General features: G+C 69.9%; 13 protein-coding genes and 3 pseudogenes. 8 read left to right on the top strand and 8 right to left on the bottom strand.

Going from position 1 to position 13,461, the window contains the following annotated elements; all coding sequences use genetic code 11:
- Nucleotides 1–54 precede the first annotated feature (54 nt).
- The 3 genes from CG740_RS19445 (at nt 55) to CG740_RS19435 (ending at nt 3,055) form a co-directional block, all read left to right on the top strand.
- Nucleotides 55–942 carry a GNAT family N-acetyltransferase gene (locus CG740_RS19445; RefSeq protein ID WP_100576459.1) on the top strand — a complete coding sequence of 296 codons (888 nt, stop codon included), beginning with the start codon at nt 55–57 and terminating at the stop codon, nt 940–942.
- Nucleotides 943–1,293: 351 nt separating this feature from the next.
- Nucleotides 1,294–2,112 carry an aminoglycoside phosphotransferase gene (locus tag CG740_RS19440; RefSeq protein WP_159030343.1) on the top strand — a complete coding sequence of 273 codons (819 nt, stop codon included), beginning with the start codon at nt 1,294–1,296 and terminating at the stop codon, nt 2,110–2,112.
- A 520-nt stretch (nt 2,113–2,632) separates the two neighbouring features.
- Nucleotides 2,633–3,055, top strand: a complete 423-nt coding sequence (locus tag CG740_RS19435) for a hypothetical protein (RefSeq protein WP_100576657.1) — start codon at nt 2,633–2,635, stop codon at nt 3,053–3,055.
- Nucleotides 3,056–3,269: 214 nt separating this feature from the next.
- Here the strand turns inward: CG740_RS19435 and CG740_RS41540 are convergent, their stop codons facing one another.
- The 5 genes and pseudogenes from CG740_RS41540 to CG740_RS19415 all read right to left on the bottom strand — a co-directional run bounded on the left by CG740_RS41540 (nt 3,270) and on the right by CG740_RS19415 (nt 6,078).
- On the bottom strand, nt 3,270–3,422 hold the full coding sequence (locus CG740_RS41540) for a cupin domain-containing protein (RefSeq protein WP_267895411.1): 153 nt from the start codon (nt 3,420–3,422) through the stop codon (nt 3,270–3,272).
- 85 nt (nt 3,423–3,507) lie between these two features.
- A pseudogene (locus CG740_RS41535) lies at nt 3,508–3,699 on the bottom strand (cupin domain-containing protein); the annotation flags it as partial.
- A gap of 359 nt (nt 3,700–4,058) precedes the next feature.
- Nucleotides 4,059–4,481, bottom strand: coding sequence for a hypothetical protein (locus tag CG740_RS19425; RefSeq protein ID WP_100576457.1), 423 nt, complete (start codon nt 4,479–4,481; stop codon nt 4,059–4,061).
- Nucleotides 4,478–5,194 carry a class I SAM-dependent methyltransferase gene (locus CG740_RS19420; RefSeq protein WP_199846512.1) on the bottom strand — a complete coding sequence of 239 codons (717 nt, stop codon included), beginning with the start codon at nt 5,192–5,194 and terminating at the stop codon, nt 4,478–4,480. Before CG740_RS19420 ends, CG740_RS19425 begins: the two co-directional genes overlap by 4 nt.
- 104 nt (nt 5,195–5,298) lie before the next feature.
- A complete protein-coding gene (locus CG740_RS19415; RefSeq protein WP_199846511.1) occupies nt 5,299–6,078 on the bottom strand; it encodes a DUF2071 domain-containing protein in 780 nt (259 codons plus the stop codon).
- 636 nt (nt 6,079–6,714) lie between these two features.
- Between CG740_RS19415 and CG740_RS19410 the strand changes: the two genes are divergently transcribed.
- From CG740_RS19410 to CG740_RS41755, 3 genes and pseudogenes are all read left to right on the top strand, one after another.
- The gene (locus tag CG740_RS19410; RefSeq protein WP_100576655.1) at nt 6,715–7,476 is read left to right on the top strand and encodes an isocitrate lyase/PEP mutase family protein; all 762 of its coding nucleotides are present in this window, start codon (nt 6,715–6,717) and stop codon (nt 7,474–7,476) included.
- A gap of 848 nt (nt 7,477–8,324) precedes the next feature.
- Nucleotides 8,325–8,561, top strand: coding sequence for a chaplin family protein (locus CG740_RS41910; protein WP_159030342.1), 237 nt, complete (start codon nt 8,325–8,327; stop codon nt 8,559–8,561).
- A gap of 215 nt (nt 8,562–8,776) precedes the next feature.
- Nucleotides 8,777–9,063, top strand: a pseudogene (locus tag CG740_RS41755) (hypothetical protein); the annotation flags it as partial.
- Here CG740_RS41755 and CG740_RS19395 read toward each other — a convergent pair.
- The 3 genes and pseudogenes from CG740_RS19395 to CG740_RS19385 form a co-directional block, all read right to left on the bottom strand.
- Nucleotides 9,038–9,388 (bottom strand): nuclear transport factor 2 family protein, encoded by a 351-nt coding sequence (locus tag CG740_RS19395; RefSeq protein WP_100576454.1) that lies wholly within the window; start codon nt 9,386–9,388, stop codon nt 9,038–9,040. The pseudogene CG740_RS41755 and the gene CG740_RS19395 overlap by 26 nt on opposite strands.
- Entirely contained in the window at nt 9,381–9,992 is a 612-nt protein-coding gene (locus tag CG740_RS19390; protein WP_100576453.1) for a TetR/AcrR family transcriptional regulator, read from the bottom strand. The genes CG740_RS19395 and CG740_RS19390 overlap by 8 nt, the downstream gene beginning before the upstream one ends.
- Nucleotides 9,993–10,057: 65 nt before the next feature.
- Nucleotides 10,058–10,197: pseudogene (locus CG740_RS19385) on the bottom strand (IS982 family transposase); the annotation flags it as partial.
- 128 nt (nt 10,198–10,325) lie between these two features.
- Between CG740_RS19385 and CG740_RS19380 the strand changes: the two are divergent.
- Complete coding sequence (locus tag CG740_RS19380; RefSeq protein ID WP_100576452.1) at nt 10,326–11,435, top strand: carboxylate-amine ligase; 1,110 nt, start codon at nt 10,326–10,328, stop codon at nt 11,433–11,435.
- 694 nt (nt 11,436–12,129) lie between these two features.
- On the top strand, nt 12,130–13,215 hold the full coding sequence (locus tag CG740_RS19370; RefSeq protein WP_159030341.1) for a PP2C family protein-serine/threonine phosphatase: 1,086 nt from the start codon (nt 12,130–12,132) through the stop codon (nt 13,213–13,215).
- Nucleotides 13,216–13,461 lie beyond the last annotated feature (246 nt).

Genomic DNA, 13,461 nt, shown 5'->3' with positions numbered 1-13,461 from the left:
GAATCTAGGTGCCGCATGTTGCCGTCTACTGGGGGTGCTGCGGGACCATGAAGGATGCGCCCGGATGACTGGCAACTCAGTGACGATGTCGATGACTTCCTTGCGCGAGCCGGAGATTTCCTGCGTTCGCGCCCCGCCCTGCACAACACTCCTCTGACGGACATCGAGAAGCTGCGAACACGCGGGGCGGACGCACGCGGTGCCAAAGCCACCATTTTCGGTCGGCTGGAGTCAGGAGGCGAGATCTGTGCCATCTTCTATCGCACTCCGCGCGGATACCTGAGCGTCACACCCCTTTCTGCTGAGCAGGCCGGAACTCTTGCCGCTCTCCTGGCCGGCTCCGGCTACTCCCCGTCCGGCGTCATCGCGGACCACGACACCGCCGCCGCTTTCGCCAAGACCTGGCAGCGGCACACGGGTGTCGCGCCGCTGCCCTTCTGGCAGACTCACCTGTACCGTCTCGGCAAGCTCACCCCACCACAGCGGCGCCCAGAGGGCCGGGGCCGCGTCGCGGGCGAGCAGGACCATGAACAAGTCGTGCGTTGGTGCCGTGCGTTCTGTGTCGAAGTAGGGGAGAACGCCTCCGTAGGTGCCATCGACGCTGGATCCTGGGACGACACGCGTTTCGCCGATAGGCTCTTCACCTTCTGGGAGAGCCCGGCCGGCATTCCCGTCTCCATGGCGGGCTCGACGTCGATGGTCGGCGGCATGGTCCGGGTGGACCCCGTCTCCACTCCGGCTCATCTCCGGGGTCGCGGTTACGCGGGCGCGGTGACGGTCGAGGTGAGCAGAGCCGCGCTGACCGCAGGCGCGACGGACGTCGTCCTGTTCGCGGACCCGACCAACCCCACCAGTAATGCCCTCTACCAGCGCATCGGATACGTCCACGTCGCTGACTTCACCGGGTATGAATTCCCCTACACCGCACCAGAAGCCAGTTAGAAAGTGGCAGGCGGTCCAACGCGATGCCAGGGCTCGGTCCGACGGCGGTGTTCGCATCACCAAGAACGACCCCGGGCGGTGGGTGTCGGAGCCGGGCTCCTGGACCGGGCCGCCAAGTACCGCCGGCGGAGCAAATGCCGTCGGCGCGCAGGAACTTCACTGATTTGAGAGCTATATGGCGGGGCGCACCGGTAGCGTCCACCTATGAAGGTCTTCGAAGCGCGCAGGCCGTCCCCCCGCCCCTCGACCAATCCTCCGCCGGGGCGCCCGTCAACCGATCCGCCGACGAGGCCGGACAAAAACCCGCCGCTGCCACCGAATGACCCGCAGAATCCTCGCAGGTGAATGGCCGTGCGTGTCGCTCTGCGCTCCTACAGGGAGCTGCCCGAGTCCGTGCGGCGGGCTGTCGCCGACCGTGTGGGGGACAGCAGTTCTGTTGTCGACCTGATCCACGGGACCAGCTCGGGCTTCGCGGCCCTGCTGTCGGCCCCCGACGGCGGCAGCGTGTTCGTCAAGGGACTGCCCGCGGGCCACGAGCGGACGGCCGAGTTGGAAGTCGAGAGCACCGTCGCACCCTTCCTCCCGCTCTTCGCACCACGGCTGCTGTGGCGGACGGCGGCGGGAGGCTGGACGATCCTGGCGTTCGAGGGCATCACCAGCCTGTCACCGTGGGCCGACTTCAGCGCGGACGACAGCCCCCACCTGGAATCCGTCACAGCAGTCCTGCGGGAGCTGAGCACGACGGCCGCGCCCCCCGAGGCTGGGCTGAGGCCGGCGTGGGAGCGCTGGAAGGAGTACTGCGACCCGGCCGACGAGCCACTGCTGACCGGTGACCGGCTCGTGCACGGCGACCCGGCCGCGACGAACTTCTTGCCCGGGCAGAACCGGACATGGCTGATCGACTGGGCCTGGGCGGCACAGGGCCCTGGGTGGTTGGACGCGGTCCTGTGGGGCCAGCGCCTGGTACTGGACGGCCAGCAGACCCCCGAGCAGGCCGCTCGCTGGTGCGAACGTATCCCCGCGTTCACCCGCGCGCCCCGTGAGGCGGTGGTTGTGCTGGCGGAGGCCGACGCCCGGTCCTGGAAGGCTTGGCAGGAGTACGGGACGCCCGGCCTGGAGCGTCACGTGGCAGCGTCCCGAGCCTGGGCCGACCACTGGCAGACACCGTAGGACGCCGTCGTGCGTGCGGTGATGCACTCGGCCCAGGCCCGGGTGGCGACGCTTGCGCTGTTGCGCGAACGCCAGGTCAAAGTGGCTGTCGTTGCGGACTCGGGACCCTTGCCGAGGTCATTGGGCACTCCGGGGAGGGGGCCTCCGAAGGCAGGTCGCCGCGTTGCGGGACACGACAACGGTATTGGGGGAGAGGGGCACTCGGCTTCATTTCAAGCTGCCGGAAGTGGTCTCCGTGACAGGGGCGGGCGGGGCGTGTCCGGAGCGCGCGGCTCGTCGCACGGGTCCCACGGCCCCTGCGAAGAACTGATTTCGCCGCGCAGGGATGGGGGGAGCCGCCGGAGTCCGCCGCGCGATGACGGTACCCGGCCACGGCGGTATGTCGTGAATCCGTAACGGCGCCGTCCGCTCCGCAACGAGCCGCGCGATCGGCCCATCTGACTGATCGACACGGCGCGTTGGGCGCCGAGCGACGGGGCGGGTCCCACCGATCGGCGGAGGCCCGTGAAAGGGGATGTCCATGACCAGGACGAAGCAGACCGGGCTGACTGCACGAGTCGGCCGGGCGACGGTGATCGGCGCGCTGGGTCTGGCCTCGGTGGCGCTGGCCACCGCGCCGGCGTTCGCGAAGGGCAGCGTGGAGATCACCGCGCCCAAGACAGCCCAGGTCGGCAGGACCATCACCGTCACCGCGCACGGCGACGACGACAACGCTGGGTTCCTGCACCAGCTCTGCGTGGAGGAGAACGGCTTCGGCGAGGGGTGGCACCAGGAGACGTGCAGCACCCCGACCGCGGGCGACGCGAAAGTCACCGCCGCGGGTGCGTCGGCGCGCCGCGGCGACCTGCGGTTTCGTGCGGTCCTGTACGGGCTGACCAGCAAGCACGACCCGAAGCCGGTTCACCAGCACACGTCGGCCGTGGTGACGGTGCACGTGCGCTGACCGCCCGACCGACCGACCAGTCTTCCCGCCGACCGCCTGAGTCGCCTGCCGACTGACCCCCGGCCGGCACCGGGCGGGACCGAAACACGGGGGGTGACCGCGCTGTGGTCACCCCCGTGGTGCTTCGACCGGGACCGGGCGAGCCCGACGTCGCCGGTCGCGCCCGGAGCTCAACCCGCGCACGCACCGCTCACGGTGCCCGTGCGCACGGGCCTCACGGCATGTCGAAGTCCTCGACGTCGAAGCCGGGGGCCACGACGCACGACACGAGCACCGGCTCGTCGCCGGCCGGTTCTGCGGACTGCCAGGCGCCGCCCGGCACCAGGAGCTGAGGACGTGCTCCGGATGCGATGTCCGGCCCGAGCACCGTGGCGGACTCCTCCGCGGCGGTGGCCCGCCCCGCCGAGGCGGAGCGTCAGCGGCCCGCCCCGGTGCCACAGCCACAGTTCGTCCGAACGCACCCGGTGCCAGCGGGACATTTCGCCGGGATGCAGTAGGTAGTAGATGCCGGTCGCGAAGGAGCGCGGCCCGGGGTATCCCTCCGGAACGGCGCTGGGTCCGGTCCGCCACGTCTCACGGAACCACCCGCCTTCCGGGTGCGGTTCGAGTCGGAGGAGGGTGACCAGATCGGAGATCTCACTCATGGGCAGACATCCTGGCGCACGGCGTGCTCGCTCACAACGGCGCCGCTCGGGCTCCACGCGATCGCAGCGGATCGGGCCGATCGGGCCGATCGGGTCCGGGTGCGGTCCACTGCCGGACGGGTTGTTGTTCGTGACACCGGTGATCCTGAGTCCGGGCTCGCCACGCCGCACAGCCGTGCGCGGATGTGCGGGGGTGCTGGGCAGCGGAGCGCGGGGTGCGGGAATCGCCGTGACGTAGCGTCGCTGGAGCATGCTGGCACACCCGCAGCGTCGCGGAAATCGTGTCAGAGCCCCGTTTCTGCTCACGCCGGTACGACCGAAGGTGCTCGACTCGCCGGCTGAGCACCTTCGCCAGGTTCCTATAGCACCCGCCACAGGGCGACAGCGAACACCGCGGTCACCCACGTCCACAGGATTGACAACGCGAGGTGGCCCAGGGTCCGGAGCGGGTCACCATGCCAGAGACGGGGCGAGAAGACGGCGAACTGGAAGAGCCAGCGGGTACCCCAGAAGACGGTCTGGCCGACCAGCAGGGCGGTCCCCAGCGGCGTGCCCGCGAGGAGCTCACCGGGCAGGGTGCAAGGCAACAGACCGAGCAACACACAAGTGAGGCCGATGAAGAAGACATGGGCGTAGGAGACCTGACGGGTCAGCAGCGTGGTGCCTGCCAGGTCGGCGGGCCAGCCGATCACCCGGGGCAGCACCGCGTGGAACACGCCGAGGCCCACCAGCGCGGCCCCGACGAGCCGCAATTGGACCTCCACGTCGAAGAGCTGGTTCACGGTCCGGGCCTCCGGAAGGCGAACGCTGTGACCATGACGGCGATCCGCCGTTCCGCCGCCGGGCGCAGACCCGCCTCGGCGGCGTGGCCGAGCCAGGTACCCCGCGGCAGGAAGTGGCACGCGCCCGGGCCGTAGACGGCGGTGTTCGCACAGTCGCGCAGATGCTCGACCAGGACGAGCGAGCCGCCCGGCCGGAGCACTCGGGCCGTCTCGGCGAACAGTGCGGCGCGATCGGTCGCCCGGCGCAGCTCGTGGGCGGCGAACACGACAAGCACCGTGTCCAGCGTGGCGGTTGGGGCGGGCAGCTCCGCCGGCCGGGCGGCCACGGTGCCGGCCACCGGAGGCACCAGGCGGCGGGCACGGCGGATCGAACCCTCTGTCATCAGAGTTGGGTCGTAGATGTCGGCGATGAGCTGCGACGCGTGGGGGTGGCGCGCGGCAACGGGCCGGCTCGTCTCGTCGAGGCCTGCCGAGACCACGAGGTGGCGGCCGGGTCCGTCCGGCAGCAGGTCGTCGAGCCATGTGTAGCCGTGCAGTCCGGAAAGGTCGTAGACGTACCAGGTGGCAGCAGTGCTGCATGCGAGCAGCCAACCTGCGGCGACCGCACCGGCCCGGGCGAGTCGGGCGGCCGGGCGGGGCAGCCGTCGGGCCAGTGCCCAGCCACCGGCCGCGGCGAGTGCGCCGCCCGCGTACAGCGGCCAGTTGTAGCGCATCACCTCGCGCACCCCGGACGGGCGGTGCGGCGGGGGCGGAGGCGCCGTGGGCGCGGGCTTCGGGACAACGCGGGCTGGCCGCGGCCCCGTCGACCGGACCGGGATCACCGCGTGCTCCCGTCCAGGGCACGGCGGCTACCCGGCTCCCAGCCGTAGTCGAGATCGGACACGTGAAAGGCGTTGGCGAGCACGGGCCGGGTGCCGGCCAGCGGGCCGTGGTCGAAGAACGTCAGATGGGGCACTTCGACCGCGACCGGCTTCGGCTCCCAGTGCGGGCGAACGGCCTTGACGACGATCATCGAGCGGGTCTGCGGCTCGTACTCGAAGGTGTAGGGCAGCGGTCCGGCGAACCGGCGCGCGGCCCGGGCATCGGCGAACGGGCTGCCTGGCGGTAGTGGCGCGGGCGGGCCGGCCAGGTTCGCGCGGACGTGCAGGTCGGCCCGGCCGTCGGCGCTGACCACCTTGAACTCCAGGGTCTCGCCGACGGCCCGGCTGCCGATCCGGGCGAGCCGGTAGTGATACCGGGACAGCAGGTTGCCGCCCGCGACCATCAACCGGTGGCCGGTGTCGCTGCGCAGGATTCGTAGGCCGCGCATGGTTCGGCCACCCGGAGTGGGGAACCGCGTGAACACTCGGTAGCCGGTCAGGACGAGGTCGGCGCCGATCCGGGCAGGCAGTCCGGCCGGGCGCAGGCCGCGCGCGTCCACCACGGCGGCCGCGACGAAGCCGTGTTCGGTGCCGTCGGGGGCGGTGTACGTGTCCAGGGCGAGCCCAGGAGGGACCAGCGGCGCGAGCTGCTCAGGCGGCAGGGCGTAGGTAAGGACGAGCGAGTGCGCGAAGTGGGTGCGGATCGGTATCGGGTGACGCTGCAGCAGGTGGCGCACGGTCAGCTCCTCAAAAGCGCGAGAGTTCTGCCGCCACCCGGCACCAGCCGCCCGGTTCGGGACGGCTCGGCAGGGCGCGGCAGGGCATGACGGGGGCGCCCGGCACCAGTGCTCAGGGCTGGCCGCTCCGCTCGCAGCCATCATGGCGCATCTATTTGAACGCGTTCAAGTATGAGGGGTTCGGAGCCGCCATGCGGGTCCGCGGCGGCCCCAGACGCAAGCAACTCTCGCCTCCATGTGAGCTCCTCGGTGCCGGCTCGCCCTGGCTCCACGCCGACACCGCCGACTACATCGGTCGTCGGCCTCGACACCGACTGCCGCTGGGCCGCGGTCACCGACTCCGGTCGCCGTGGCGGCTCGTCCTCTTCCGCACGCCCGCCCTCGATCCCACCGACATCACTGCGGCGCGTGCCACCCTCAGCGCCACAGGCTTCGACCCGTGCACCGTCCGCTACACCCCTCAGGGCGGCACGAACGCCATCACCGCACCCGTCCCTGTCTGCGACCGTTGTTGGCGCGGTGGACACGCGCGTAACGCATGAGGTGGGGTACGTGTCCAACAAGCACAGGCAGATCCACCCCGGGAGGACTCACGAATCGGCGTGGAACCTGGCGATACACGGGTACCTTCCCGGCATGAACTTTCGCACCACCGTTGAGCGCGCTCAGCGCCTGAAGCAACTGCATGCCGAGCATCAGCCCCTCGTGCTGCCGACCGTCTGGGACGTCTGGTCGGCGCGGACGGCCGCGGACGCCGGGTTCTCCGCGCTGACGGTCGGCAGCCATCCGCTCGCCGACTCCCGAGGAGCCGACGACCATGAAGGACAGACGTTCGAGGAGGTACTCGCCGCCGTCAGACCGATCATCGCGGCCGTCGATGTTCCGGTATCGGTGGATCTGGAGGCCGGCTACGGCCAGGAGCCCGCAGACCTCATCGCCGGACTGGTCGAGGTCGGCGGTGTGGGCCTGAACGTCGAGGACACCGTCCACTCGCAGGGCGGCCGGGTGCGCAGTAGCCAGGAGCACGCTGAATACATCGCCGGCCTGCGTGCGGCGGCCGACGACGCGGGGGTCCCCATCTGGGTCAATGGGCGCACCGACCTGTTCTTGCACGCGAAAGACTCCGCAGGTGTTCTCGACGAGGCGATCGAGCGGATGCGAGCCATGGAACAGGCAGGCGCCGACAGCGTCTACCCGGTGCGTATCCAGGACGATGACGACCTGCTCAAGGCGGTCATCGGGGCCGTGGGGGTTCCCGTGAACTCCACCGCGCACCCCGTCAAGCACGATCTGGAGCGCTTCCGCCGTCTCGGCGTCAGCAGGATCACCTACGGCCCGCTGCTGCAGTCCGCCATGACGGACGCGATGAAGGGCATGCTCCGTCCATGGAGGCCCTGACGCGTCTGCCAGGGCCTCCGCCGGAGAGGTTCGGGCCAGCCTGACCGGTGCCGGACTGCTCAGGTATCGGTTCTGTCTCCCACTCAAGAGATGGGAGACAGAACCTGGTTGGGCTGGTCAGGAGGAGGCCGGGTAGGGGATGGGCTTGAGCTGCCGGGCGAGGCGGGCGGTATTGGCGGCGAGGTGCGCATCGACTGGCCCGTCCCCGACCGTCTGCCCTGGGCTGACGCCCGCCGGGCGGAATGACCTGTCCCAAAGAAGAGGGGGCGGAGGCGCTTTCCGTCTCGGCTTCGAAACCGGCCGCAAGGCGCACCCATCCAAACGGTCCCGGGCCGCGAATCCTCAGTGCGGGGCTCTTGGAACCGGTCCCGCGCCTCCACCCGCCGTGGCGCCTTCCCGCGCCACGGCGGGCTCCCTGGGCCCGCCCCTCGTGCAGCCCTCACCGTTCTCGCGCCGCGCCCTCCACGTCCCGCGCTCGTCCGCCGGCGCGGATGTGGTGTGCCTCTTCCACTACTCCGGCGACACGCCCTACCTCCACGAGCGAGCCGCGGAGTTGAACCTGCCTGCCCGACCGCTTCGGGGCCGGCCGACGACGGCGATGCGGCCGGCTGGCGTGAGCGCGGCCGCATCGCCGCGGCCATCACCGACGAGCCCGCTTCGTGGCAATGCCGTTATGTGCAGGGCACGTTATCGATGCCAGCCCCAGACCGGGCAATGCTCCGTACGGGTAGTGGTGATCAGCACGGTGCCGCCCAGCCAGCCACGGGCATGCTCGACGTCGCAGCATCTGAACATCCGCTCCGCGGAATCGACGGGCGGGTCCTCGGCCCACTCTGATCGCTACCGCCGTGGCAGGTAGCGTCCTCGCCGCTGATTCCGCTGTCGCCGGCGGTGTAGGTGACTTCATCTCCCCGGCTTTCGGGACCGACTGCGCCAATCTGCACACCGGTGCTCAGGCGTCGGGCAGCACCACTCGCGGTACCGGAGCAGGCGGCGGCAACCTCCTTGGGCTGCCGATCGGCAGCCCCCTGAACCAGTGCGGTGGTGCCGATGCCCCCTCGACAGAGACATCCAGAACAGGCTGACCGCCGCCCGGAGCCCCGTGGACGCGTTCAACAGCCTGCCATCGGCGTTGAAGCTCCAGGGCGCGGCACAAGACCTCTGACGTGAGGCACGGGATGTAGCCAGGCGTCTGCGCCGGAGCATGGGTGATGGGACGCCCAGATGGCTCAAGATCGGTTCAGGGGTGAGCGTTCCAGTTGGCGAATACCGCCAGGCGAGGAGCTCGGTCACAGCCGCCGCCCGCAAGGGCGAGGCCCTGAGGGCCGGATCGTACCTGTTCAAGTGGCTCCGGTAGCTGATCGAGTCGGCGAGCCAGACACTCAAGAGTCAGCTCGACCTCGAACGCCACGGCGGACGCATCCCGAGCGGCGTGACCGTCCGGGATGCTGCAACGCATCCTCGCACTGACCGTAGCGATCCGGCACAAACACAAGATCGCAGGGCCGGCCGGCCCTGCGATCACTCACCGCCTACGAAAACCGATCCCGAAATCAATCGGCTAGGCCGGGAGGAAGAAGCCGGTGATGTCGGCGAGGCTCCCGTCCTCGTGGTGGCGGGCGGTGCTGATGCCGGTCGACGCGGTCTCGCCCTGCCCGCCGAGCTGGGTCCAGCGGGCGAGGGAGCGGTCGTGGTGCTCCAGCACCTCGTCAATGCGGAACCGGTGGCCGGGGAAGGCTTCGGCGAAGCCGGCCATGTAGGCGGCGAGTTCGGTCAGGCTGGCGACCTCGGTCCCGGGGTCGCGGTAGGTGACCTCGTCCACCGCGACCGCGCCGAGGGCGGCGAGCCGGTCGGCGGGGTCGGCCGACCAGCAGGCGGCGTAGTCGTTCCAAAGCCGCTGGGTGTCACTCATGGTCGTCCTGCTTTCGTGGAGTCCTCAGGGAGCCGATCGACGCCATCGCGCCGTCGGTGACGCTGTGCAGTGTGGTGCGGGGCAGGCCGGCCCGGACGAGCACCAGCAGGCCCTGGTAGAGCGCGAGCAGGTGGGCGGCCGTGGCCCCGACATCGAGGTCCGGCGGCGTGTCGCCGCGGTGCCGGGCGCGGGTCAGTGCGTCGGCGAAACCGCCTTCGATCACTGCCAGGCCGTGGTGCACGCCGACGGCGGCCTGGGGGAGGGTGAAGGACTCGACGGCGGTGTTGGTGAGCAGGCAGCCCGGGTCGGGCTCCGCGCCGGTCTCGATCGTCGAGGTGAAGAACGAGCGAATGCCGGCCAGGGGGTCTGCCAGCTCCATCAGGTGGACCCGGACCCGCCCCTGCACCACCCGCTCGTTGTAGGCATCCAGGGCGGCGCGGAACAGGCCGTCCTTGCTCTGGAAGGTCCGGTACAGGCTCCCCGGGTGCAGTCCGGTGGCCTCCTCGATGTCCCGCAGCGAGGCGCCGGCGTACCCCCTGTGGCGGAACAGCCGCATGGCCGAGGCCAGCACCTCGTCCTGATCCCAGAGCTGCCTGCGCCCCATCCCGACCTCCATAGTTGAACGCTTGCTCACAAAAATAGCACGGGTTGGTGACCGGTCCCGAGGGATCAGTGGTCGTAGGCGGTCAGTGAGCGCAGAACGGGCTGTCCGGTGGTCGTTGATGCCGGATCGCGGTGGTCAGCGCGAGGATGCGCTGCATGGCGCGGGCGACGACACCGCCTGGTGTGCGTCCTCGGAGTTGTTCGAGGCCGACGAGGTCCTGCTTCGCGAGGCCGGTCACAACTCCCGCCCCCTCGAACCGCTCCCGCCACCGGGGGTGTCATCGGATCTGCCTTTTTGCTGGTACGAAGGCCCTGGACCGGGTACCCACTCCCTGTGATCACTGTTGGGGTTGAAGAGGAGTACCTGCTGCTGGACCCGGAGACCGGACACCCGGTTGCCCGGTCGGAACAGGTGCGCCGCGCCGCGGGTCTTGACGATGTCGCGGGCGAGGACGAGGTACAGCCCGAGCTTCTGCAGGCCCAGGTGGAGATCGCCACGCCGGTGTGCCAGGAGCTGACCGAGGTGGCCGGGCATCTGCTGCGGCTGCGCCACGCGCTGAGTGAGGCAGCCGAGGCCTCGGGCTGCCGGCTGGCCGCGACCGCGTCCGCTCCCGTCATGGGCGAGGGGCAGGTACCGGTCACCAGCGGGCGCCGCTACGTGCGGTTGCACGACCAGGGCGGCCGCATCGCGGAGGAACTCCTGGTCAACGGGATGCATGTGCATGTCGGGATGCCGGACCGGGAAACGGGCGTCGCGGTCCTGAACCGCATCCGGGTGTGGCTGCCCACGCTGCTGGCGATGTCGGCGAACTCCCCCTTCTGGAAGGGCCAGGACACGCTGTTCGCGAGCTGGCGCACCCTTGCTTTCACCCGCTGGCCCGTCTGCGGCCCGCCGCCGCGCTTCGACGGCCTCGCCGACTACGAAGAGAGCCTCGACGCACTGGTGGCATCCACCGTCATCGGCGACACGGGCCAGCTGTACTGGCAGGCACGCCTGTCCGAGCACTACCCCACGGTGGAAGTGCGCTGCATGGACGTCCAACTCAGGGTCGACGACGCGGCCATGCTCGCCGGGATCGTGCGAGCCCTGGCAGCCACCGCACTGCGCGAACACAAGGACGACGTCCCCGAACCGACCTGCCGCCCAGAGGTTTTGCAGGCCAGCATGTGGCACGCGGCCCGCCACGGCCTCACCTCCACCCTCCTGGACCCGGGCGGCCGTCCCCATGCCGCGGGTGACGTGCTGTGCCGGCTCGTCGAACACGTCACCCCGGCCCTGGAGGAGCACGGCGACATGCGACACGTCGAACCCCTCGTGCACCGCCTCCTGCGCGAGGGCACAGGCGCCGACCAACAGCGCCACATCGTGGAAGAGGGAGGCATTCCGGCGTTGATCGACTTCATTACTCAGGAGACTGTCCTCGGCGCACCGGAGACGCACTGACCCCGCCGGCCCACCAACCGGGATCCAGTACATCTGCAAGCCGGTACGAACACGGCGGCTGACAGCCGGGCTCCCAAGGCGCTGAGATGTCAGGCGGCCAGGAGCGCGTCGCCCCAGCCCATCACATGCGCCACGATGGTCCCGCCCTTGACCCGGAGCGATCCGTCCCCGGCGGTCCCTGCCACCCCCCTGTGCACAGAGGGGGGTGGCACGGGCAAGGTCAAGCCGTCCTGCGCGGTCCGCTGCGGTACCCCTCTCAGAGAGGGCCGCCTGCTGCGTCGAGGGACGATGTCGGGGTCGGACGTGAACTTCTCCGCCTCGCTAACGACTCGCCAGTGATCAGCAAACATGCCGATGTCCCCGCGCGCCGCGAAAGAGACTGGGAGGAGCCAAGCACCCCCAGGGGGCCGACCCGGCAGGTCGCGAGTACGGACTCTTCCTCTGCGCTGCTGTGGTTTCGGCAACTCCCGCCCAGGGGTCGGGGCATCACTGTCTGCGGAAGAAGTGAGCCATTTGGTGTGCCGGGATGAGTGCGGGGATGTTTCGAGGAGGTCAGATCCGGCCGGTGCGCACGAGTGGTCGCTGCTGGGCAGCGGATGCCCCCGGCGCTCTCGCGGTCGACCGTCAAGAGCGTGTTCAGCGTGTCGCCCGCGCGGGCACCTCGTCTTGAGCACGGCAGCACCAGGATGGGCGGGTGAACTGTCCTGATACAGGCAACCAGCGCTACCGTCTCGTGCGTCTCCTGCCCGTCCTACTGATTGCTTGCGCTGTCGTCGTCGACCTGATTACCCCCAGGGTCCAGCGCTACGACGCCTTGCTGTACGTCGTACCTACCTTGGCCGCCGTCTCCTGGGGGGTATGGCCCACGCTGGGCTTCGGCGTCGCCGCGGCGATGGCCCTCGTGCTGTGCGAGGCCGCATGGGGCGATGTGCTGTCCCGTGGTGTGAGCGGCGCCGTCCTAGTGATGATCATCAGTGGAGTCGCTGCGTGGTGCAGTGCGGTACGCCAGCGTCGTGAGCAGCAGCTGCGGCAGGCCACAGTCGTTGCCGACGTGGCCCAGCGGGCCTTGCAGCACCCGCTGCCGGAACATCTGGGGGCGGTGGACCTGTACCTGCTGTACGAGACCTCAGTGGCCGGCGCTCACCTCGGCGGGGACTTCTACAAGGCGCTGCGGGTGCCCGGCGGCGTGCGGATGATGATCGGCGACGTCCAGGGGAAGGGCCTGGGCGCCGTGGAGAGCGCGGCGGTGTTGCTCGGTTCGTTCCGTGAGAGCGCCTACGGGGAAGACGACCTGCCGGGCGTGGCCCGGAAGTTGGAAGCAAGTATGCGTCACCACGCCTCCCGGGCCGGGATCGTGGACGCTGACCGCTTCGCCACCGTGCTCCTGGCGGAGATTCCCGACGATCAGCCACTCATGCGGCTGCTCAGCTGTGGACACCCGCCGCCGGTCCGCCAAGGCGCGGATGGGCAGGCTGTGTATCTCACCTTCCGCGATCCCTCGCCGCCCGTCCATCTGCCCGTCGAACTGGACCACGACCATGTCGTCGAGGAAGTCGCCTTCCAGGCCGGTGACCGGATCTTGATGTATACCGATGGAGTCAGCGAGACCCGCGACCGACTGGGGGAGTTCTACCCCCTCGCCGAACGCCTCACGGCCTGGAGCTCAGCACCCGACCGTGACATCACGGCCCGTCTTGTCGCCGACCTCACCGCCTACAGCGATCACGGCCTGGATGACGACACCGCCGCTGTCCTCGTCGTACGCCGCCCCCGGACCTGACCGCCAGACTGGGGCAACGACGACACAGCCACCTTCGCAGGCCGGCTCGGCGCTGGGTTAACGGCTCTGAGAGTTTGGCATGGTCCACGTCTCCCCTGTGTGAGGGGATCGCAGCTTTCAACCGGCGCTGCCTTTCGGCCCGCCTAGCCCAGTAGGCGCGGACTTTCCCTCCTTCCCTTCGGTTGGCGGCCTGGTAGAGACCCGTGGTGCATATCCCCGGGTGTGCTGTCCTCGGGGACTGCCCTG

The organism is Streptomyces sp. CB01201 (assembly GCF_002803085.1).
In the GTDB taxonomy this organism is placed as follows: domain Bacteria; phylum Actinomycetota; class Actinomycetes; order Streptomycetales; family Streptomycetaceae; genus Streptomyces; species Streptomyces hundungensis.
Note: the sequence above shows the minus strand (reverse complement) of the source record. Positions and strands in the feature narration are given on the sequence as shown.